A 20,656-nucleotide genomic window follows, 5' to 3' on the forward strand; every position below is an offset into this window, starting at 1 on the left:
GGTAGCGTCTGCCGCCGTGGCAGCATCCCCCGCGATCGTCTGGTTCCGCCGCGACCTGCGCCTGGGCGACCACCCGGCGCTGCTGGAGGCCGCGGACCGCGCGGGCTCGGCGGTCGCCCTCTACGTCCTCGACGACGCGCTGCGCGACCGCTCCGGCGCCCCCCGGCTGGACTTCCTCTACGGCTGCCTGCGCGCGCTCGACGACCAGCTCGGCGGCAGGCTGCTGGTGGTGCACGGCGACCCGGTCGACGCCGTCCCCCGGGTGGCGCGGGCGTTCGGGGCGGGCTCGGTGCACGTCTCCGCCGACGCGGGCCCCTACGGCAGGCGCCGCGACGAGCGGGTCGAACAGGCCCTCGGCGACGTCGAGCTGGTGCGCACCGGCTCCCCGTACGCGGTGACCCCCGGCCGGGTGACCAAGGACGACGGCACCCCCTTCAAGGTCTTCACCCCGTTCAGCCGCGCCTGGGCCCGCCACGGCTGGCGCGCGCCCGCGAGCACGTCGAAGTCCACAGTGGAGTGGGTGGACCCCGGGGACAAGTCCGGCGGCCCGCGGCGGGTGCGGGTCCCCACCGCGCCCGCGCACTCGGCCACCCTGCCGGAGCCGGGGGAGCGGGCCGCGCTGGAGCACTGGTCGGACTTCCTCGAAGGCCCGCTGCGCGACTACAAGCGCGACCGCGACAAGCCCGGTGTGGACGGCACCTCCCGCATGTCCGCCTACCTCCGCTGGGGCTGCGTGCACCCGCGCACCCTCCTCGCGGACCTCGCCGGGCACTCCGGCGACGGCCCCGACACCTACCGCACCGAACTGGCCTGGCGCGACTTCTACGCCGACGTCCTGTGGAACCAGCCCCGGACGGCCAGGGAGAACTTCAACGAGCGCTTCGACGCCATCGAGCACGACTCCGGCCCGCACGCCGACGAGCACCACCGGGCCTGGGCCGAGGGCCGCACCGGCTTCCCCATCGTCGACGCGGGCATGCGCCAACTGCTGGCCGAGGGCTGGGTCCACAACCGCGTCCGCATGATCGTCGCCTCCTTCTACGCCAAGGACCTGCACCTGCCCTGGTGGCGCGGCGCCCGCCACTTCATGCAGCACCTCGTCGACGGCGACCTCGCCTCCAACCAGCACGGCTGGCAGTGGACAGCGGGCTCCGGCACCGACGCCTCGCCCTACTTCCGCGTCTTCAACCCCACCACCCAGGCCGAGAAGTTCGACCCCACCGGCGACTACGTCCGCAAGTACGTCCCCGAACTCCGCGGCATCGAGGGCAAGAAGGTCCACCAGCCCCAGGACAACCCCCCCAACGGCTACCCCACCCCCATCGTCGACCACGCCCACGAACGCCAAGTGGCCCTGGACCGCTACAACAAGATCAAGGCCTAACCCCACCTTCCACGCCCCACCCCGCTGCCTTCAAAGCAGCGCGCCCACCCACAAACCGCAACGCGCCCCACGAGGACTGCTCGATGGGGTGGTTGTGCTTGGTCGGGGGAGGCGATCATGTGCTACCCAACGGGACGGGCGGGCGTCTTTTCAGCCCGCCTTTTCCCCGCCCGACAGCGCATGATCGCCGCAGGGGCCCCGACCAAGCACAACCACCGCATCGAGCCCGCAAACCAATCCGCGCTCTTCACAGAGCTGCGCAGCAGCTCCCCGCTCCCCAAGCCGCGCAGCAGCCCCCTTCACACCCCGCGCAACGCCTCCCGCACCCGCACCCGCCCATCCGTCCGCAGGATCGCCCCCGCGTACACCCGCCCACCCACCCACGCCAGCCCCGCCACCGCCACCACCATCAGCACCAGCGCCACCGCCACCTCCCACCCGCTGGCCACCCCCAGCGCCAGCCGCCCCGGCATGAGGATCGGCGCGAACGGCGGCAGCAGCGACAGCACCGCCGTCGCGGCGCCGCCGGGTGCCCGGGACAGCAGGCCGAAGCCGAGCACGAACGCCAGCACGAGCACCGAGGTCACCGGCAGCAGCACCGACTGGGTCTCCTCCTGCCGCGACACCAGCGATCCCGCCGCCGCGAACACCGCCGCGTAGAACAGGTAGCCGAGCAGGTACCAGACCAGGCCCCACAGCAGGGTCCCCGCCGCGGCAGCCGGGATGGTCAGCACGCCGGTAGCCCAGGCGAGCACGACCCCCGCGCCGCCGATCACCGACAGCTGCGCCAGGCCCACCACGCCGAGCCCGATCACCTTGCCCAGCAGCAACTGCCAGGGCCGCACCGCGGCGAGCAGCAGCTCCGCGACGCGGCTGGACTTCTCCTCCACGACGCCCTGGGCGACCATCGTGCCGTGCAGCAGCAGTGACGTGTAGAGCAGCACGACCACCACCAGCGCCACCGCGAGGCGCTGCCCGCGGGCGGGGTCGCCGGTGTCGATGGCGTGCACGTCCACGGTGGCGTCGGAGACGGTGGCGAGGACCTCGGCCGGGTCGACGTCGTCGCCGAGGGTGGCGAGCAGGCCGCGCAGGACCTCCTGCTGCACCAGCGCGGTGAGGGCGCCGCGCAGGTTCTCGTCGACCGAGTCGCGCACGAGCACGCGCAGGGCGCTGGGGGTGCCGGTGACCAGCGCGTCCAGGGTGCCGTCCGCGACCTGGGCGGTGCCGTCCGCCTGGTCGCGGATGGTGGTGGTCTCCACCACCAGGCCGCGGGCCCTGGTCTCGTCCTTGAGCGGTTCGGCGATGGCGGTGGCCTGGCCGAGCAGGCCGACCCGGGGGCCGTGCCGGTCGGTGAACAGCGAGGTCTGCACCAGCACGAACGCCACCAGCACCGCCACCGACACCGCGGTGCCGAGCAGGAACGAGCGCGCCCGCAGCCGGGTGCGCAGCTCCCGGCGGGCGATGACCCAGACCGTCCTGGTCACCGGTCGACCACCTCGCGGTAGAGGTCGACCAGGGCGGGGCGGGCCAGGCGGAACTCGCGCACCGGGCCGGTGGCCAGCGCCGCGGCGAGCACCAGCTGCTCGTCGGCGCCCTCGGCCAGCGCCAGCACGGTCCTGGTGCCCTCGACGCCGGTGACCCGGGCGCCGGGGACGCCGTCGGCCCAGCCGGGGCGGGCCCCGGGGGCGTCGACGACGAGCACCTCACCGCTGCCCGCGCGCAGCTGCGGCACCGTCCCGGCGGCCACCGCCCGGCCCGCCCGCGCGATGACCACCCGGTCGCAGACCCGCTCCACCAGGTCGAGCTGGTGGCTGGAGAACAGCACCGGCACCCCGGCCGCGGCCCGCTCGCGCAGCACGTCGGCGAGCACGTCGACCGCGGCGGGATCCAGGCCGGAGAACGGCTCGTCGAGCACCAGCAGCACCGGGTCGTGCACCAGGGCGGCGGCCAGCTGCACGCGCTGCTGGGTGCCCAGGCTCAGCCGCTGCACCTCGGTGCCGCGGTGCGGGCGCAGGCCCAGCCTGGCCACCCAGTCCTCGGCGGCCCGGTGCGCGGTGTCGACGTCGGCGCCGTGCAGCTCGGCCAGGTAGACCAGGTGGTCCAGGACGCGCATCCGGGGGTAGAGGCCGCGCTCCTCGGGCAGGTAGCCGAAGCGCACCCGGTCGGCCGGGGTGACCGGGGCGCCGCCCCAGGTGACCGCGCCGGAGTCGGGGCGCAGGATGCCCAGCACCACCCGCATGGCGGTGGTCTTGCCCGCGCCGTTGCCGCCGACGAAGCCGACCAGCTCGCCGGGGTCGGCCCGCAGGTCGAGCCGGTCCAGGGCGGTCACCGGGCCGAACCGCTTGCTCACCGCCGTGACCAGCAGCCCCGCGGCCCCGGCGTGCGCCGCCCCCGCCCTCGCAGAAGGCACCAAGTACCCCTTCCCGGCTGCTCCGTCGTGGTCCAGTATCCCGGGTGCGGGCGGGTCGGCACGCCGGTGCCCGGTGCGACCGCAAACGAGTTCGGCGTTTCCGGCACGAGCCGGAACCGATCGGAGGATGCTCCGTCATACAGGGGCGGATGCTCCGGGTAGGACCATTGGAGAGGTCAGGATGAACCCTGAACAGTGGCTCGCGCAGTACGACGAGGAGCTGCAGCAGGTGGCGGCGAAGGCCGCGAAGACGGAGAAGGCGCTCAAGGAGATCTCCGGGTCCGCGACCTCCTCCGACGGCGAGGTGTCGGTGCACGTCAGCGCCAACGGCGTGACCACCGGCCTCGTCCTGCGCCAGGGCGCCCGCGAGCACGAGCCCGACCAGCTGGCCAGGCTGATCATGGAGACCACCCGGCAGGCGCAGCGCGACGCCAGCGCCCAGGTGGTGGCGGCCATGGAGGGCCTGGTCGGCGACGGGGAGGCGCTCGACGTCGTCAAGTCCAGCATGCCGGTGGGCTTCCGCGGGGACGCCGAGGACGGCGGCGCGCCCGCGCCGCGCCGGGACAAGCGGTCCGACGACGAGTACTTCGACAACCCACCCGAAGTCGTGAACTAGAACGGGGCGGAATCCGATGGGCCAAGGTTTCAACGTCAACGTGCCGGAGTTGGTGAGCCACGCGCGGACCGTGGCGAACATCTCCCACCAGGTGCAGGCCGTGACCAGTTCCGCCCAGGCGGTCAACGGGGACGCCTTCGGGGTGATCGGGCAGTTCTTCGCCCAGGCCGTCATCGGCGCCTGCGGCGACGTGGTGCAGGGGATCGTCAAGGTCGCGACGTCGGTGGACGACGTGCGCAAGGGGCTGGAGGCGGTCGCCAAGACCTACTCCGACATCGACGCGGCGAACGCGGGCACGTTCGCCGGGAAGCTGTGAGGCGGGCATGACGACCACCGGCACGACGACCTCCACGACGACGGCGTCCGGCGCGCGCACCGCCGAGCAGGGCGCGCAGAACCTCACCAACGACATCACCAGCGTGAAGTCCTCCATCGAGCGCGGCGACTGGCTGGAAGCGGGCCTGGGCGCGACGAACGTGGCGATGGACGTCATCGGCATCATGGGCGACCCGCTGCAGGCGGCGGGCTCGGCCGGGTTCGGCTGGATCATCAGCCACATCTCGTTCCTGCGCAAGCCGTTCGAGGCGCTGTTCGGCGACGTCAACTCGATCCTGGGCAGCGCGGGCGGCTGGACCAAAACCGGCTCCCAGCTGACCCAGACCGCCGAGTCGTTCCGCCAGGCCGCGGTCAAGGAGACGACGAGCTGGGTGGGCGCCGCGGCCGACGGCTACCGCAAGGCCGCCGCCACCCAGGCCCAGGGCCTCGACGCGCTGGCCCAGGTCAGCAAGGCCATCGGCGAGACGGTCAAGCAGGCGGGCCAGCTGCTGGCCGAGGTCCGCAACGCGGTGCTGGACTTCATCAACAAGTGCGTGCAGAAGGTCATCCAGATCATCATCGAGGCCCTGGCGAAGGCCTGGCTGAGCTTCGGCGCCTCGATCGCCGAGGGCATCGCCCGCTCGGTGGCCACCGCGGTGCAGACCGCGCAGAAGATCGCCTCGAAGGTGCAGAAGTTCGTCTCCTCGCTGCAGAAGATCATCCAGGCGGTGCAGAAGGTCGTCCAGCTGGCCAAGGCGGTCAAGCAGCTGCTGGAGACCATCGGCGGCAAGGCCGCGGGCACCGCCCCGGCGCAGACCACCCAGGCCCCGCAGGTCAACCCCGGCCAGCTCGACCAGGCGGCCAACACCCAGTACAGCAACAACGGCCAGACCAACCAGGCCAACTACGGCCAGCAGCAGGTGCCCGGCTACGGCGGCTACCAGCCGCTGCCCCAGGGCCAGTCGAACTCGGCCAACTACGGCCAGCGCCCCACCCCCGGCTACGGCGGCTACCAGCAGCCCTCGGGCGGCTACACCAACCCCGCCAACTACGGCCAGGGCACCACCCCCAGCTACACCGGCTACCAGCCCCCGGCGGGCCAGGGCAGCTACCAGCAGCCCCCCACCTACGGCAACTACGGCGGCAACACCCCCAGCTACGGCGGCTACCAGCCCATCCAGCAGCCCACCCCGTACACCCCGGGCGGCTCGACCCCGGGCACCCTCCCGCCGACCCCCGGCCAGGTCACCCCGCCCAACTACGGCACCTCCGGCCCGCCCCCCACCCCGGGCGCCCCCGCCTCAATGGTCGACCGGGCCCGCTGGATCGGCAGCGCCGTGGAGATCCTCGTCGCCCACGGCGTCGACCCCTCCAAGATCGATCCCGGCCTCATCGCCCAGATCGTCGACCGCCAGTCCGGCGGCAACCCGCACGCCATCGACATGTCGGCCCCCGGCGCCGCCGACGGCCAGGCCCCCAAGGGCATCATGGGCGTGACCGACCAGCAGTTCCAGCAGCACCAGGTCCCCGGCTACCAGAACATCTGGGAACCCGTCGACAACATGCTGGCGGGCATCAAGCACCTCGTCCAGGAGTGGGGCTCCATCATGGACGCCCTCAACGCCCTCAACGGCGGCACCTCCGGCACCGGCCCCATGACCATCCAGGCCTGACCCGCACCACCACAGCACCACACAGAGAGGGCCGCTCCCCCCGGGAGCGGCCCTCTTCCTGTCCCACCTACAAACCACCCCCACCTCACCCACCCCTCATCTCGCCTGCCCTGTCCTTGAGGCAGCGCGCCCACCCACCCAACGCAACGCGCCCTGCAAGGACTGCTCGATGGGGTGGTCCTGCTTGGTCGGGGAAGGCGATCATGTGCTACCCACAGCGGACGGGCGGGCATCTTCTCAGCCCGCCTTTTCCCGCCCGACAGCACATGATCGCCGCAGGGGCCCCGACCAAGCAGGACCACCCCATCGAGCCAGCAAAGCAATCCGCGTTCTCTTCTTAGCTGCGCAGCAGCTCCATGCCCGACCACACGCTCACAACCCAGCGAGAGCGCGCTCCACCAACCCCTCCACAACCCCCCGAACAGCGTCCCCCTCCGCCCGCACCAACCCCACCCGGCTCCGCCGCTCCACCACGTCCTCCACCGTCAACACCCCCTCGTTGCGCACCCCCCACACCACTTCCCCCGCGGTCACGTCCCCCCACAGCACCTCCCCCAACTCCGCGTCGACCTCTCCCATCGCCGCGACCACCCCGGCCTCGACCCCGTACCGCCCCACCAATCCCGCGGGCGCGTCCACCCGCGCCAGCTCCTCCCGCGACGCCGCCCCCACCAGCGGGAGATCGGCGGAAACCGAAGGCCCGCAGGCCAACCCGCCGCGCACCACCGCCACGTCCACCGCGTCGGCCGCCATCCGCCGGTACGTCGTCAGCTTCCCCCCGACGACGGTCACCACCCCCTCCGACGACACCACGACGGCGTGGTGCCGGGACAGGTCGGCGCTGCGCCCGGGGGCGTCGAGCAGCGGGCGCAGCCCGGCGAACGCGCCCAGCACGTCCGCCCGCCGCACCGGCGCGGCCAGCGCCGAGGACGCGACCCCGAGCAGGAAGTCCACATCGGACTCCGGGACCTCGGGCACGTCCGGCACCGGCCCGTCCACCGGTTCGTCGGTGAGCCCCACGTACACGCGCCCGCCCGGCTGCGGCAGCACGAGCCCGTAGCGGCCGAAGGAGATCGGCACGGCCAGCGCGGTGCCGGTGATCCCCAGCCGGGTGCCGTCGAGCACCAGGTGCGTGCCGCGCGAGGGCCGCAGCACCACCTCCGGCACCAGGGACCCGGCCCACACCCCGGCCGCGTTGACCACCACCCGCGCCCGCACGTCGAAGCGCTCCCCGGTGAGCGCGTCCTCGGCCGACACGCCGTCGCGCCGCGCTTCGAGCACGCGCGCCCGGGTGATGACCCGCGCGCCCAGGCCCGCCGCGGTGCGGGCGAGCGCCACCACCAGCCGCGCGTCGTCGACGAGCTGGCCGTCGAACGACAGCAGCCCGCCGCGCAGGTCGCGGCGCAGGCCCGGGGCCAGCGCCAGCGCCTCCTGCGCGGACACCCGGCGGGGCCGGGGGAGCAGCGACGACGGGGTGCGGGCGGAGCGGCGCAGGCCGTCGCCCGCGACGAGCCCGGCCATCGTCAGTGCGGCGTCCCGGCTCGACACCCCGGGCGTGAGCGGCACCAGCTGCGGCAGGGCCCTGGTCAGGTGCGGGGCGGTGCGGGTCATCAGGACGCCGCGCTCCACCGCGCTCTCCCTGGCCAGCCCGACGTCGCCCTTGGCCAGGTAGCGCAGGCCGCCGTGGACGAGCTTGCTCGACCAGCGCGAGGTGCCGAAGGCCAGGTCGTGCGCCTCCAGCAGCACCACCGACAGCCCGCGCGCGGCCGCGTCCAGCGCCACCCCCGCCCCGGTGACCCCGCCGCCGACGACCACCACGTCCGCCACCCCGTCGGCGGCGGCCGCCAGGTCGCGGGCGCGGCGCCGGGCGTTGAGGGCGGTGGGGCGGTCGGACACGGGGTGCTCCTCAGGGGGACAGGGCGGCGTCGAGCAGGTGCGCCAGCTCGGCGTAGAGGGCCTCGGCGTCGAGGTCGGCGGTGGCGGGGGCGTGGGACAGCACGAACGACTGCACCACCAGCAGCAGCGCCCTGGCCTGCGCCCGCGGCTCGGCCCGGCGGACGGTGCCGTCGGCGTGGCCCGCGGTGATGTGGGCCAGCAGGAACTCCTCGGCGATCTGCTGGGTGCTGCCCAGCCGGGTGACGACGTAGGGCAGCACCAGGTCGCCGTCGCGGTCGAGGATGGTGCGCATGAGCGGGTCGGCGGCGATCGCGCGCACCCCCGCCACGGCCCCGGTGACGAGCCGGTCGCGGGCGGCGGGGCGGTGCGCGACCTCGGTCTGGGTGCGCGCGAGGGCCTGGCCGAACTCCCTGGTCATCAGGGTCGCCAGCAGCCCGCGCACGTCCGGGAAGCGGCGGTAGAGGGTCATCCGGCTGACCTCGGCCCGGCGGGCGACGTCGGTCAGCGTGGTGCGGCGCACCCCGTTGGCCAGGACGCAGTCGCGGGCCGCGTCCAGCAGCACGTCGTCCTCCACCCGGGTGGGCGCGGTGCCCCTGGAGACCGTGTTGCTGTGACGTTTATCCGTCATGTGTCACACTCTATCCCGTGAGCGCTGAGAGGAACCACCCCGACCGGCCGGACCAGCTGGACCGCCTCGCCCGGAGCGGGTGGGCGCGGGCCGGGGACGCGGCCGCCGCGCTGCCCGCGCACGCGGGGCGCTGGCTCGCCGCGCGCACCGGGTGGACCCCGGCGGGCACACCGGCCGCGCCGGGCGCGGTGGCGCCGGTGCCGCCGTCGGCGCTGCCCGCGTCGGTGCGGGCGGAGCTGGGGACCATTGTCGGGGTGGAGCACGTCCTGGTCGAGGCCGACGACCGGTTGGGCCGCTCCGGCGGGCTGTCCTACGTGGACCTGCTGCGCCGCCGCGGTGCCGGCGACCTGCTCGTCCCCGACGCGGTGGTGCGCCCGGCGGACCCGGGTGAGGTCGGTCGCGTCCTGGCCGCGTGCGCCGAGCGCGGCGTCGGCGTGGTGCCCTTCGGCGGCGGCACCTCGGTCGTCGGCGGGGTCGCCGCGCTGCGCGGGCGGTTCGACTCGGTGGTCGTGCTCGACCTCGACCGGCTCGACCGGCTCGTCTCGGTCGACCCGGTCTCCCGGCTGGCCGTCCTGCAGGCCGGGGTCACCGCGCCGCGCGCCGAGGAGCTGCTGGGCAGGCATGGGTTCACCCTGGGCCACTTCCCGCAGTCCTACGAGCGGGCCACCCTCGGCGGCTTCGCGGCCACCCGCTCCTCCGGGCAGGCCTCGGCGGGCTACGGCCGGTTCGAGGACATGGTGGCGGGGGTGCGGCTGGCCACCCCGCGCGGCGACTGGCGGCTCGGCGTCGCCCCGGCCAGCGCGGCGGGCCCGGACCTCAAGCACCTGGTCATCGGCAGCGAGGGCGCCTTCGGCGTGATCACCGAGCTGACCCTGCGGGTGCGCCCCAAGCCGGTGCTCACCCGCTACGAGGGGTTCGTCCTCGACGGCTGGGCGGCGGGGGTCGACGCCGTGCGGGCGCTGACCCACGACGGCGTGCGCGGCGCGGTCACCCGGCTGTCGGACCCGCAGGAGACCGAGGTCGGGTTCGAGCTCAAGGGTGGCTGGAAGACCCGGGCCGTGCGCGGGTACCTCGCCGCCCGCGGGGTGCGCGAGCCCTGCCTGCTGATCGTCGGCTGGGAGGCGCGGACCGCCGCGCAGCTGCGGGCCAAGCGCAAGGCCACCAGGGCGTCCCTGCGCGGCGCCGTGGCGCTGGGCAGGCCGGTGGGGGAGGCGTGGCGGCACGGCCGGTTCGCCGGACCGCGCCAGCGCGACGCCCTGATGGACCAGGGCGTGTGCGTCGAGACGCTGGAGACCGCCGCGCACTGGTCCAAGCTCAGCGAGCTGCGGGCCGCGGTGGCGCGGGCGCTGACCGCCGAGCTGACCACCGCGGGCCGCAGGCCGGTCGTGGCCTGCCACGTCTCGCACACCTACGAGACCGGCGCCTCGCTGTACTTCACCGTGCTCGTGCCGCGCGACCCCGAGGACCCGGTGGGGCAGTGGACGCGGGCCAAGGAGGCCGCCTCGGCGGCGATCCGCGGGCTGGGCACGATCACCCACCACCACGCCGTCGGCGTCGACCACGCCCCGCACCTGGCGGCCGAGATCGGGCAGCTCGGCGTGGACGTGCTGCGCGCGGTGAAGCGGGAGCTGGACCCCGAGGGCGTGCTCAACCCCGGGAAGCTGCTCCCCGAGGACCCCACCGCACCACGGTGAGCGCGAGCCCGCCGACGACACCCGCGGTGAGCAGCACCATCGTGGTGGTGCCCCGGTCGCTCAGCGCCTCCTCGCAGGTGCCCAGGTAGGACACCAGGGTCAGCTTGTCCGGCCTGCCCAGGTCCTCGTCCACCCACGCCGTCTCCACCCCGCCGACGGCGTTGCCGCAGGTGACCGGGCCGCCCGCGGGGTCGGTGCCCGCGACGTGCACGGGCACGAGCAGCAGGACGAGCCCGAGCAGCAGCGCGGCCACCACCAGCACCCCCGCGAACCGCCGCGGGGTGAGCGTGATCGCGGCCAGCGGGTCGGGGCCGGGCTCCGGGGTCGCCTGCGCGGGTGGCTGCTCGTCGCTCATGCCAGAAGGGTCCACCACGGCAGGGCCTTTGCCCAGGGTCCGCAGCGCCGCCGACCGGGGCCCGCGGCGGGTCGGGGGCGGGCGGGCCGCCCCGGCGCCCGGTCAGCCCAGCGCGGCCTTGGCGGCGTCCTCGACCGGGGTGGCCGCGCGGCCCAGCAGCTCGGCCAGGTCGGGGCGCACCCGCTCGAACACGCCCGCGCCGATGTTGACCTCGATGTCGGTCAGCAGGTCGGCCAGCGGCTCGGGCAGGCCGAAGCCGACCAGGCCCGCCTTGCGCTCGGCGGCGGTGACGGCGGTGTGCCGCAGGCCCGCGAGCGCGGCCAGCTCGTCGAACCCCCACGCGCGGGGGCCGGTCAGCTCGTAGGCCTTGCCCTCGTGCCCCTCGCCGGTGAGCACGACCGCGGCGGCCTCGGCCAGGTCGGACCGGCTCGCGGAGGCGATGCGACCGGTGCCTGCGGCGGTGACGACCGCACCCTGGGCCAGTGACGGAGTGTAGTTTTCATGGTACATACCGTTGCGGAGGAACGTGTGCGCCACGCCGGAGGCGCGCAGGGCCTCCTCGGTGGCCTTGTGGTCGGCGGCCAGGTTCACCGGGGACGAGTCGGCGTCGGTGACGCTGGTGTAGGCGATGTGCCGCACGCCCGCCCGCACCGCCGCGTCGATGGCGGCGCGGTGGTCGGCCACCCGGTTCGGGCCGTCGGAGGACACCAGCAGCAGCTTGTCGACGCCGGAGAAGTCCAGCGAGGCGGGGTCGGTGAAGTCGCCCCGGCGGACCTCGACGCCCTGCGCGGCGAGGTCGGCGGCCTTGCGCGGGTCGCGGACCGAGACGACGACGTCGGCCGCGGGCACCCGGGTCAGCAGGTGGCGGACGGCGAGGGCGCCGAAGTGGCCGGTGGCGCCGGTGACCAGGTACTTCATGGTGGAGGACTCCCTTTCGACTGGTGTTCCCTCACCGTAGGAGTGTTACTCTCCTTGAGTAAGTACCTACCTCAAGCTCCCATACTTACCCGGAGGGAAGAAATGAGGTCAGCGCCCGCCGCTGTGGCCGAGGTCACCCCCGAGCGGTTCAACCTGTTCGACCCCAACTGCCCCGGGCGGGCGGTGATGGAGCACATCGTGAGCCGGTGGGGCGTGCTCGTCCTCGGGGTGCTGCTGCGCGGCACGCACCGGTTCGGGGAGATCCGGGCGGCCGTGGGCGGGGTGAGCGAGAAGATGCTCGCCCAGACCCTGCAAGCCCTCGAACGCGACGGGATGGTGCTGCGCGAGGTGCGCCCGGTGATCCCGCCGCACGTCGACTACTCGCTCACCGACCTGGGCAGGCCGTTCGCGGAGACGATCACCACCCTGTACACGATGATCGAGCGCGCGGCGCCGGACGTGCAGGCCGCCCAGCAGGCCTACGACGAGCGCAAGGCCGCCCGCTAGGCGCGTCCTCCGGTCGTCGTGGCGGGTCGGGCACGAGGGGGCTGGCCGTGGAACAGGCGCGAGCGGTGCCGTGGGACTTCCGGGACGCGGAGTTCCCCGCGGTCCCGTACCCGGGCGCGCGCCCGCCCTACTCCTACGCCCACGTCGACGGCGCGGGCGTGCGCGTCACGACCTCCCCGTCCGGGTGGCTGGCGGGCGGCGCGGACCTCGACGCGTGGCTCACCGCGCACGGCGGCGCCCCGATGGCGGGCCGCCTGCCGGTGCTGTCCTACGGCTCGAACCCCTGCCCCGCCAAGCTGACCTGGCTGCGCGAGGCCCTGGGCCTGCCCGGTCCCGTCGTCGTCCTGCGGGTGCGCTGCACCGGGCTCGCCGCGGTGTGGGCGGCCGGGTTCCGGGTGGTCGACGACCAGCGCCCGGCGGTGCTGGCCGCCGCGGGCGGCAGCGAGGACCACGCCGTGCTGATGCTGACCCCCGAGCAGATCGCGGTCCTGGACGTGTGCGAGGGCCGGGGCCACCGCTACGCCCTCGCCCGCGTGCACACCGGCACCACCACCCAGCTCGACGACGGCACCCGGCTCGACGACGTGCTGGCCTACGTCGGCGCCGCCGAGATCCGCCGCCCGCTGCTGGTGCGCGGCGCGCCCGTGCGCTGCGCCGAGGTCCCCCAGGCCGAGGCGGTCGGGCTCGTCGGCGTCCCCGCCGCGGGCGACGGGCTGCGCACCACGGTCGTCGAGGGCGCCCCGGACCCGGACTCCTTCCCCCGCAGCCTGTTCGTCTACGGCACCCTGCAACCCGGTGGCCGCGCCTGGCCGCTGCTGCGCCCCTGGTCGGCGGGCGAGCCGACCCGCGCGCACCTGCCCGGCACCCTCTACGACACCGGCCACGGCTACCCGGCGATCCGCCTCGACGACGGCCCCGGCATCGACGGCTGGCGCGTCCCGCTGGCGTCCCGGGTGGACTTCGCCGCGCTCGACGACTACGAGGGCCCCGAGTACACCCGTGTGCGCGTGGTGGTGGACGGGGCCCTCGCCTGGACGTACCTGTGGACCGACCCGGTGGACGGCATGCGCGTGCTCGCCGGGCCCTGGCCCGTGGGGGAGCTGGGCTCGGGCCCGGCCAGCACGCCGCCGGGCCTCAGCGGGTGATGATGTAGGCCACACCGCCCGAGCCGGACGCGGTGCCGCCGGAACTGGTGTGCCGCTTGGTGCGCAGCCAGATCGTCTCGAACTGCGCCCGCTTGTACACGTGGCGCACGGCGGCGTTGCCGGGCGAGGCCGGGTCGTTGGCGATGACGTCGCCCGCCGGGGTGAAGCCGATGACCACCATCAGGTGCCCGGCCGTGCCGTACCCGGCGCCGTCGAGCTCCTGCTTCTCGAACGACTGCGAGGTGACCACCGGGATGCCCCGGGCGATGTAGGACTCCAGCTCGTTCAGCGACCGCAACCGGGTCACGTGCGCCTTGAGCCCGTAGGTGGCGGCGTAGGCGGTGTTGAACGGCCAGTTGCCCGTGCCGTCGTAGTCCGCGTCGTAGGTGCCCCGCGCCGCGTGGTCCACCGACGGGTCGGCGTAGGTGGGGTCCACCCAGGACAGCGCCTCGGGCGAGGGCCGCTCGCCCCAGTACTCGATGACCATCTGCGTCGAGGTGGGGCTGCACCACGCCTCACCGCCACCGCCGTACTGCGGGTACTCGCCGACGTGGACGTTCTGGGAGTAGGCGGGCACCGGCAGCTCCACCCCGCGCGGCAGCGACGGCCGCGACGCCGGGACCTCGAAGCGCGCCGGGACCGCCGAGGTCATCGCCCCGAGGGTGCGCACGACCGGGGTGGCCCGGGTGCCCGCGAGCCGGTACAGCGTCACCTTGAGCTGGTAGGCGCGCAGCGGGTGCCCGGACGCCGCGACGAACGTGTCCACGTCGACGTAGCCGGTGTCGTCGGACTGGTCGGGCACGCTGGTCCGGGTGATGTCCTGGTCGCCCGACGCCCAGCGGCCCAGGGTGAACCAGGTGGCCCCCTCGCCCTTGACCTGCACCTGCAACCACGTGCCCGCCGGGGTGTCGGCGTTCCACGACGCCACCAGCTGCGTGGCGTCGAAGCCCGGCCGGTACACCGGGGAGGTCCAGCTGCCGAACTCGTAGCGGCGGGTGGTCCCCAGACCGGGCTCGGTGTGCTCCACGGCACCGGCCGGTCGCCCGATCCGCAGCCCGCGCTGGCCCGGCAGCAGGCCCTCCGCGCGCCCCGCGCCCGCGTCGCGGGGCAGGGTCCACTGGTGGTAGTCCACCGGAGCGGGGTCGGCCGCACCCCCGGTCGCGGTCGCGGGCAGGGCGGCGGACGTGGTGGCGGCCAGCGCGACCACCCCCGCGGTGAGCAGGCGCATGGGTCTCATGCGGGAGATTTTCGCGGCACCGCGGCGGTGTGTAAATGGGTGTCACCCGCGGGTCAGGCCCGGCCGTCTGCCTCCAGCTCGGCGAGGAAGTCCGACCAGAACTCCTCCACGCAGCGCTCGAACCGGATGCCCAGCTCCAGCGACTTGAGCTGCCAGGGCGTCGCCACCCCGGAGACCTGCGCGTACTGCGCCACGTAGGCGTCGGCGCGGGCCTTGTGCGAGGAGTGCCGGTCGCGGGCCAGACCGGCCAGCACCGCCGGGTCGCCCTCCCCGGCGAAGAACAGCTTGAGCAGCCCCAGGTCGCGCACCTCGGTCTGGTCGTGGGTCGGCGCCGAGAGCCAGTCGCCCAGCGCCGCGCGGCCCGCCTCGGTGATCGAGTAGGTGCGCCTGCGCCTGCCGCCCTCCTCGGTGCTCGCCTCGACCAGCCCGTCCTCGACCAGCCTGCTCGGCTCGTCGTAGAGCTGCGAGTGCGCGAAGGCCCAGAAGTTGCCGATGGTGTAGCCGACCCGCTGCTTGAGGTCGTAGCTGGTGGCCGGGCCCGCGCTGAGCATGCCCAGGACCACGTACGAGGTGGCGTTGAGCTTGCGCGCGCGCCCACCGGACCGGTTCGCCAGCTCGGCCACCTCCCCAGGTTGCTCGTCCCGCCCGCCGGCGACTCTACCCAGCCCAGGCTAGCCGCGGTGGCGCAGGACGCGCCCGCGTCCGGCCCAGCGCCCGCCGCCGGACGGCCGACCGCGCGGGCGCCCGGCGGGCACCCGCGCGGTCGGGCCGGGCCTCAGCCCAGCCGGGTCACGTCCAACCGGCCGTCGGCGTGCTGGGCGCGCAGGACCTTCTTGTCGAACTTGCCGACGCTGGTCTTGGGCACCTCCGGCACGAACGCCCAGTTCTCCGGCAGCTGCCACTTGGCGACCTTGTCGGTCAGGAACTCGCGCAGCTCCTCCGGCCCGGCCGCGGCGCCCTCCTTGAGCACCACGGCCACCAGCGGCCGCTCGTCCCACTTCGGGTCCGGCACGCCGATCACCGCCGCCTCGGCCACCGCCGGGTGGCCCATCACCGCGTTCTCCAGGTCCACCGAGGAGATCCACTCGCCGCCGGACTTGATGATGTCCTTGGACCGGTCGGTCAGGGTGAGGAAGCCGTCGTGGGTCAGCGTGCCCACGTCACCGGTGCGCAGCCAGCCGTCGTGGAACTTCTCGCTGCCCTCGCCGTCCTCGTCGAGCCGGTAGTAGGACGCGGCGATCCACGGCCCGCGCACCTCCAGCTCGCCCACCGAGGCGCCGTCCCACGGCAGCTCCTGGCCCTGGTCGCCGACCAGCCGGGCGCTCACCGAGGCGGGCAGGCGGCCCTGGGTGTAGCGGTAGCGCCACTCCTCGTCCTCGGCCAGGCCCGCGGGCGGGCGGCACACCGTGCCCAGCGGCGAGGTCTCGGTCATGCCCCACGCGTGCACGATGTGGATGCCGAACTTCTCCTGGAAGGCGTGCATCATCGCGGGCGGGCACGCCGAGCCGCCCACCACGACCTCGCGCAGCGAGCTGAGGTCGGAGTCCGGGTGCGCGTCGAGGTACTGGAGCACGCCCTGCCAGATCGTCGGCACCGCGGCGGAGTGGGTGGGGCGCAGCTGCTCGATCATCGCCACCAGCGGCTCGGGCTGCAGGAACCGGTCCGGCATCACCAGCGACGCGCCGGACATGAACGCCGCGTACGGCATGCCCCAGGACATCGCGTGGAACTGCGGCACGATCACCAGCGAGCGGTCGGTGGGGGACAGGCCCATGCCGTCGGCCATGCAGACCTGCATCGAGTGCAACCAGATCGACCGGTGCGAGTAGACGACGCCCTTGGGGTTGCCCGTGGTGCCGGAGGTGTAGCACATGGCCGCCGCGCTGCGCTCGTCCACGTCCGGCCACTCGAACTCGGCGGGCTGGGCGGCCAGCAGCTCGTCCCAGGAGTGCACCTGCACGCCCTCCGGGGCGGTCAGCGCCTCGGCCGGGCCGTTGGCCACGACCACGTGCTCGACGGTGGTGAACGTGGGCAGCTGCTTGGCCAGCAGCGGGGCCACCGTGGCGTCGACGATGACCACGCGGTCCTCGGCGTGGTTGGCGATGTAGGTCAGCTGCTCGGGGAACAGGCGCAGGTTCAGGGTGTGCAGCACCGCGCCCATCGCGGGCACCGCCAGGTAGGCGGTCTGGTGCTCGGCGTTGTTCCACATGAAGGTCGCGACCCGCTCGTCGCCGGTGACCCCGAGGGAGCGCAGCGCGTTGGCCAGCCGCGCGGCCTGCTCGCCGATCTCGGCGAAGGTGGTCACCCGGCTGCCCGCGCCGGTCCAGGTGTGGACCTGCGTGCCACCGTGCACGGTCGCCCCGTGCCGCAGCAGCGCGCCGATGGACAGGTTCCCGTCCTGCATGGTGCTCAACATCGTTGATCAAGCTCCCTGGGGATCACGGCCGCGGCCGTCGGTGGTCAGCGGGCCCCGACAAAACCTACTCGCGGTAAGAACGATAGTCCGGAAGTGGCGTGCGCAACACTCCCGGACGCACGGGCGCTTGTCCACGATGTCGCTTTCCGGAACCCGGACGGTCGCCAAACGATCATGCTGTCACTCAGCGTGCGCCCCGCGTGCCGCCCGCCCTCCCCAGGAGGTTTGCGCGTGTCGGGGGTATGTTCGCCCCCGAGGTGTCGTTTACTGGTGAAAGGCGTCGGGCGGCCGGGTCGCGCGGTGTGTCCGGGGTGGGCAGTGCTCCCCGCCCCGGTGACTGTCGGTAGTCGCGACGCCTCGTGATCGCAGGCCCGCCGCCAGCCGCGGCGGGTGAAGAAGGAAAGGACAACCACGTTGGCTCTGCCCACGTTGACTCCCGAGCAGCGCGCCGAGGCGCTGGCCAAGGCCGCCGAGGCGCGCAAGGCGCGTTCGGAGCTGCTGGCGTCGATCAAGTCCGGCGAGCAGACCGTCGCGTCGGTGCTCGGCAAGGCCAAGGACGACAAGACCATCGGCAAGACCAAGGTCTCCGCCCTGCTCAAGGCCGTCCCCGGCCTGGGCGCGGTGAAGGTCGCCGCCCTGCTGGAGCAGGCCGGGATCGACCCCGACCGCCGCGCGGCGGGCCTGGGTGACCGCCAGCGCGCCGCGCTCATCGAGGCGCTCGGCTGACCGCTCGCGAGGACTTCCGCCGGGGGCGGGCGGCCGACCGGCCGCCCGCCCCCGGCGCGTCGTGGCCCACCCCACCCCGGGTGGCCCGGCCGCGGTGCCCGCACCGGGCGCATGATGGGTGTCGTGGTCGACGACGGGGTGCTCAACTACCGGCCGGGGGCGTTCGCGCTGGCCGGTCCGACATCGCTGCTGGTCGCTGAGGGTGAGCGCGCCCGGGTGGCCGAGACGGGCCGAACCGACCCCGCCGACGCCGTGGCCAAGGCCCTCGCCGACACCGGCGCGCCGCTCGCGGTCGGCGCCCTGCCCTTCGACGTGGGCGCCCCGTCCCACCTGGTGGTCCCAGAATCGGTCAAAACGGGCGGCGCGGCGCAGCTCACACCAGGTTCGCCCCCCCGGCTGACCCCCACAAGGGTGTCACCCGACCCGGCGGCCCCCGACTACGCGGCGGCGGTCGCCGCCGCGGTGGCCGAACTGCGCGCGGGCGGCCCGCTGCGCAAGGTGGTGCTGGCCAGGGCGCTGCGCGTGGCCTTCGACACCGCCCCCGACCTCGCCGCCCTGCTGCCGGGCCTGGCCGCGGCCACCCCCCACGCGCACACCTTCGCCACCCCGCTGCCCGGCGGCGCCACCCTCTTCGGCGCCTCACCCGAGCTGCTGGTCTCCCGCCGCGGCCCGCGGGTGGTGTCCAACCCGCTCGCCGGGTCCGCCCCGCGCGGCAGCACCCCCGCCGAGGACCGCGAGCGCGCCGCCGCCCTCGCCGCCTCCGCCAAGGACCTGGCCGAGCACCGCGTGGTCGTCGAGGCGGTGGCCGACACCCTCGCCCCCTTCTGCTCCGACCTGCGGGTCCCCGCGGGCCCCTCGCTCGTCGCCACCCCGACCGTGTGGCACCTGTCCACCCGCATCACCGGCGAACTGGCCGACCCCTCGGTCTCCGCCCTGCGCCTGGCCTCCGCCCTGCACCCCACCCCCGCCGTCTGCGGCACCCCCACCACCGACGCCCGCCGCGCCATCGCCCGGCTGGAGCCCTTCGACCGCGGCTTCTACGGCGGCGCCGTCGGCTGGACCGACCACTCCGGCGACGGCACCTGGGTCGTGGCCATCCGCTGCGCCCGCCTCGCGGGCACCGAGATGACCCTCTACGCCGGAGCGGGCATCATGCCCGACTCCGACCCGGACGCGGAGCTGGCCGAGACCTCGGCCAAGTTCGCCACCCTCCTGCGCGGCCTGGGCCTCCCCCCGCTCGGCTGAACCGCCCGCGGGCACCGGCCACGGCTCGGCCGGTTGCGGGGGTGCGCCGGGGTGCTGGACCCCCGGCCCGGACCCCTCACCCCGCGACAAGCACCGCGCGGACCCTGGGACGCGGCGCCCGCAGGGGATACGCTCCGGCGGTGGTCGACCTCGCCCCGGGCCCAGAGATGGCCGACGTGACCGTGTACCAGGAGTTCGGTGGCGTGCCCTCGGACGAGAAGGTGCGCCGCGAGCTGGTCGACCGGTTGCTGGAGGGTCGGTTCAGCCGCCGCTCGGAGCTCGACGACGCCGCCAGGGTGCTGGAGCTGCCCGAGGACGGGCTGTTCGTGGTCCTCTACGGCGACGGCGCCACCGACGAGGCCCGGCCCGAGGTCAGCGTCACCGCCGTCGACCCCGCCCGCGGCCGGGTGATCGTCTGGCGCAGCCTGCCCGAGGCCGAGATCGGCATCGTGGCCGTGGAGCAGGTCTCCGACTTCGAGGGCCTGCGCGCCGCCCTGGCGGGCACCGGCCAGGTCATCGGCATGAGCCGCCCCGTCGTCGGCCTCACCCGGGTGCCCGCCGCCCTGCGCCGCGCGCGCATCGCCCGCCGGTGCCTGGCCCCCGGCGACACCGGCGTCGCGGTCTTCGGCGAACACCCGATCAGCACCCTCGTCGCAGGCGCCCCCAAGCTGGCCAAGGAGGTCGCCGCCGAGGTCCTGTCCGCCCTCACCGAGCTGGACGACGGCGAGCGCGACGACCTGCTCGGCACCCTGCGCCTCTGGTACGACCACGGCGGCCAGGCCAAGGACGTCGCGGACGTGCTCGGCGTGCACCCCAACACCGTCCGCTACCGCCTGCGCCGCGTCCAGGAGCTCACCGAACGCGACCTCGACGACCCGCGCGCGGTGGCCGAGCTGTACCTCGCCCTGGAGTCCGCCCGCCTCGACCCCTGATCAGGCCGAGGCGAACGACGCCCGCACCGGCGCCGCCGCGGGTGAACAGCGCCGCGCCCCGAGCCATCGGCGCCGGCGTCCACCCCGACGACGCGCCGCAGCCGGGGCGCACGGCCACCGGCACCGTCCGGGTCCCCGGGCATCGCCGCGCGCCAGGACGGCAGCAGAGGGCCGAAGGCCGCGGGGCCCGCTGACGGCGGGACGACGGCTCAGGCCGCCGCAGCGGAGGGGCGGGGCTGCGGAGGGGCGGGGCTGCGGCGGCCTGCTGATGGCGGGACGGCGGCTGGGGCCGCCACAGCGGAGGGCCAGGGTTTGTGGGGGCGGGGTGATGGCCGGGGACGACGGCCAGGGCCGCCGCAGCGGAGGGCCAGGGGCTGCGGGGGCCTGCTGACGGCCGGGGACGGCGGCCGGGCCGCCGCATTCGGGCACCTCCCCGGGCCCCGTCCCCGCGGCTGCGCGGGGCGCCCCGGGGCAAGTCCACCACCCCGTGTCGCCAGCGGAGGTGGTCACCCGCGTTGCCTCGCCCTGCGCGCCTGCCCGTGCGTTGTGCTGCGGGCGC

Annotated in this window: 19 protein-coding genes; 10 read left to right on the forward strand and 9 right to left on the reverse strand. The window is 74.7% G+C overall.

The window, feature by feature from the left end; translation table 11 throughout:
• The first annotated feature begins 16 nt into the window (after positions 1-16).
• Positions 17-1,384, forward strand: coding sequence for a cryptochrome/photolyase family protein (locus BJP25_RS28550; RefSeq protein WP_075978102.1), 1,368 nt, complete (start codon positions 17-19; stop codon positions 1,382-1,384).
• A gap of 299 nt (positions 1,385-1,683) precedes the next feature.
• Here BJP25_RS28550 and BJP25_RS28555 read toward each other — a convergent pair whose 3' ends face one another.
• On the reverse strand, positions 1,684-2,868 hold the full coding sequence (locus BJP25_RS28555; protein WP_075978103.1) for an ABC transporter permease: 1,185 nt from the start codon (positions 2,866-2,868) through the stop codon (positions 1,684-1,686).
• The gene (locus BJP25_RS28560) at positions 2,865-3,794 is read right to left on the reverse strand and encodes an ABC transporter ATP-binding protein (protein WP_233158315.1); all 930 of its coding nucleotides are present in this window, start codon (positions 3,792-3,794) and stop codon (positions 2,865-2,867) included. Before BJP25_RS28560 ends, BJP25_RS28555 begins: the two co-directional genes overlap by 4 nt.
• 181 nt (positions 3,795-3,975) lie before the next feature.
• On the opposite strand from BJP25_RS28560, the gene BJP25_RS28565 reads away from it, so the two are divergent.
• Genes BJP25_RS28565 through BJP25_RS28575 form a run of 3 tightly spaced genes read left to right on the forward strand, consistent with a single transcriptional unit; the run spans position 3,976 to position 6,398 of the window.
• Positions 3,976-4,410, forward strand: coding sequence for a YbaB/EbfC family nucleoid-associated protein (locus BJP25_RS28565; protein WP_075978104.1), 435 nt, complete (start codon positions 3,976-3,978; stop codon positions 4,408-4,410).
• Between the two features lie 16 nt (positions 4,411-4,426).
• Positions 4,427-4,726 carry a type VII secretion target gene (locus BJP25_RS28570; protein WP_075978105.1) on the forward strand — a complete coding sequence of 100 codons (300 nt, stop codon included), beginning with the start codon at positions 4,427-4,429 and terminating at the stop codon, positions 4,724-4,726.
• Positions 4,727-4,733: 7 nt separating this feature from the next.
• Positions 4,734-6,398 (forward strand): transglycosylase SLT domain-containing protein, encoded by a 1,665-nt coding sequence (locus BJP25_RS28575; protein WP_075978106.1) that lies wholly within the window; start codon positions 4,734-4,736, stop codon positions 6,396-6,398.
• Between the two features lie 372 nt (positions 6,399-6,770).
• On the opposite strand, the gene BJP25_RS28580 is transcribed toward BJP25_RS28575, so the two are convergent.
• Positions 6,771-8,294, reverse strand: a complete 1,524-nt coding sequence (locus BJP25_RS28580; protein ID WP_075978107.1) for a glycerol-3-phosphate dehydrogenase/oxidase — start codon at positions 8,292-8,294, stop codon at positions 6,771-6,773.
• 10 nt (positions 8,295-8,304) lie between these two features.
• Positions 8,305-8,922 (reverse strand): TetR/AcrR family transcriptional regulator, encoded by a 618-nt coding sequence (locus BJP25_RS28585; protein WP_075978108.1) that lies wholly within the window; start codon positions 8,920-8,922, stop codon positions 8,305-8,307.
• A gap of 17 nt (positions 8,923-8,939) precedes the next feature.
• Here BJP25_RS28585 and BJP25_RS28590 point away from each other — a divergent pair, with 17 nt between their 5' ends.
• Positions 8,940-10,616, forward strand: a complete 1,677-nt coding sequence (locus BJP25_RS28590) for an FAD-binding oxidoreductase (protein ID WP_408607223.1) — start codon at positions 8,940-8,942, stop codon at positions 10,614-10,616.
• Here the strand turns inward: BJP25_RS28590 and BJP25_RS28595 are convergent.
• Both BJP25_RS28595 and BJP25_RS28600 read right to left on the reverse strand, forming a co-directional pair.
• Positions 10,570-10,971, reverse strand: a complete 402-nt coding sequence (locus BJP25_RS28595; RefSeq protein WP_075978109.1) for a hypothetical protein — start codon at positions 10,969-10,971, stop codon at positions 10,570-10,572. The genes BJP25_RS28590 and BJP25_RS28595 overlap by 47 nt on opposite strands.
• 102 nt (positions 10,972-11,073) lie before the next feature.
• Positions 11,074-11,889, reverse strand: coding sequence for an SDR family oxidoreductase (locus tag BJP25_RS28600; protein ID WP_075978110.1), 816 nt, complete (start codon positions 11,887-11,889; stop codon positions 11,074-11,076).
• Positions 11,890-11,991: 102 nt separating this feature from the next.
• Here BJP25_RS28600 and BJP25_RS28605 point away from each other — a divergent pair, with 102 nt between their 5' ends.
• Positions 11,992-12,396 carry a winged helix-turn-helix transcriptional regulator gene (locus BJP25_RS28605; RefSeq protein WP_075978111.1) on the forward strand — a complete coding sequence of 135 codons (405 nt, stop codon included), beginning with the start codon at positions 11,992-11,994 and terminating at the stop codon, positions 12,394-12,396.
• A 47-nt stretch (positions 12,397-12,443) separates the two neighbouring features.
• Positions 12,444-13,541 carry a gamma-glutamylcyclotransferase family protein gene (locus BJP25_RS36490; RefSeq protein ID WP_332888647.1) on the forward strand — a complete coding sequence of 366 codons (1,098 nt, stop codon included), beginning with the start codon at positions 12,444-12,446 and terminating at the stop codon, positions 13,539-13,541.
• Here BJP25_RS36490 and BJP25_RS28615 read toward each other — a convergent pair.
• The 3 genes from BJP25_RS28615 to BJP25_RS28625 all read right to left on the reverse strand — a co-directional run bounded on the left by BJP25_RS28615 (position 13,531) and on the right by BJP25_RS28625 (position 17,194).
• A complete protein-coding gene (locus tag BJP25_RS28615; protein WP_075978113.1) occupies positions 13,531-14,778 on the reverse strand; it encodes a C39 family peptidase in 1,248 nt (415 codons plus the stop codon). The two genes, BJP25_RS36490 and BJP25_RS28615, sit on opposite strands and share 11 nt — an antisense overlap.
• Before the next feature lie 53 nt (positions 14,779-14,831).
• Positions 14,832-15,401, reverse strand: coding sequence for a PadR family transcriptional regulator (locus BJP25_RS28620; RefSeq protein WP_075978114.1), 570 nt, complete (start codon positions 15,399-15,401; stop codon positions 14,832-14,834).
• A gap of 152 nt (positions 15,402-15,553) precedes the next feature.
• Positions 15,554-17,194: a long-chain fatty acid--CoA ligase gene (locus tag BJP25_RS28625; RefSeq protein ID WP_075978115.1), complete on the reverse strand. Its 1,641-nt coding sequence runs from the start codon at positions 17,192-17,194 to the stop codon at positions 15,554-15,556.
• A 414-nt stretch (positions 17,195-17,608) separates the two neighbouring features.
• Here BJP25_RS28625 and mihF point away from each other — a divergent pair, with 414 nt between their 5' ends.
• The 3 genes from mihF (at position 17,609) to BJP25_RS28640 (ending at position 20,097) form a co-directional block, all read left to right on the forward strand.
• The gene (gene mihF, locus BJP25_RS28630) at positions 17,609-17,920 is read left to right on the forward strand and encodes an integration host factor, actinobacterial type (RefSeq protein WP_084794655.1); all 312 of its coding nucleotides are present in this window, start codon (positions 17,609-17,611) and stop codon (positions 17,918-17,920) included.
• Positions 17,921-18,034: 114 nt separating this feature from the next.
• A complete protein-coding gene (locus tag BJP25_RS28635) occupies positions 18,035-19,165 on the forward strand; it encodes an isochorismate synthase (RefSeq protein ID WP_075978502.1) in 1,131 nt (376 codons plus the stop codon).
• A 140-nt stretch (positions 19,166-19,305) separates the two neighbouring features.
• On the forward strand, positions 19,306-20,097 hold the full coding sequence (locus BJP25_RS28640) for a PucR family transcriptional regulator (protein WP_075978117.1): 792 nt from the start codon (positions 19,306-19,308) through the stop codon (positions 20,095-20,097).
• Positions 20,098-20,656 lie beyond the last annotated feature (559 nt).

This window comes from Actinokineospora bangkokensis (assembly GCF_001940455.1).
GTDB lineage: Bacteria > Actinomycetota > Actinomycetes > Mycobacteriales > Pseudonocardiaceae > Actinokineospora > Actinokineospora bangkokensis.

Coding starts and splice junctions, on each gene's coding strand:
- BJP25_RS28565 (WP_075978104.1), top strand. CDS start 3,976: ATGAACCCTGAACAGTGGCTCGCGCAGTACGACGAGGAGCTGCAGCAG.
- BJP25_RS28570 (WP_075978105.1), top strand. CDS start 4,427: ATGGGCCAAGGTTTCAACGTCAACGTGCCGGAGTTGGTGAGCCACGCG.
- BJP25_RS28575 (WP_075978106.1), top strand. CDS start 4,734: ATGACGACCACCGGCACGACGACCTCCACGACGACGGCGTCCGGCGCG.
- BJP25_RS28585 (WP_075978108.1), bottom strand. CDS start 8,922: ATGACGGATAAACGTCACAGCAACACGGTCTCCAGGGGCACCGCGCCC.
- BJP25_RS28595 (WP_075978109.1), bottom strand. CDS start 10,971: ATGAGCGACGAGCAGCCACCCGCGCAGGCGACCCCGGAGCCCGGCCCC.
- BJP25_RS28600 (WP_075978110.1), bottom strand. CDS start 11,889: ATGAAGTACCTGGTCACCGGCGCCACCGGCCACTTCGGCGCCCTCGCC.
- BJP25_RS28605 (WP_075978111.1), top strand. CDS start 11,992: ATGAGGTCAGCGCCCGCCGCTGTGGCCGAGGTCACCCCCGAGCGGTTC.
- BJP25_RS28615 (WP_075978113.1), bottom strand. CDS start 14,778: ATGAGACCCATGCGCCTGCTCACCGCGGGGGTGGTCGCGCTGGCCGCC.
- BJP25_RS28625 (WP_075978115.1), bottom strand. CDS start 17,194: ATGTTGAGCACCATGCAGGACGGGAACCTGTCCATCGGCGCGCTGCTG.
- BJP25_RS28635 (WP_075978502.1), top strand. CDS start 18,035: ATGGGTGTCGTGGTCGACGACGGGGTGCTCAACTACCGGCCGGGGGCG.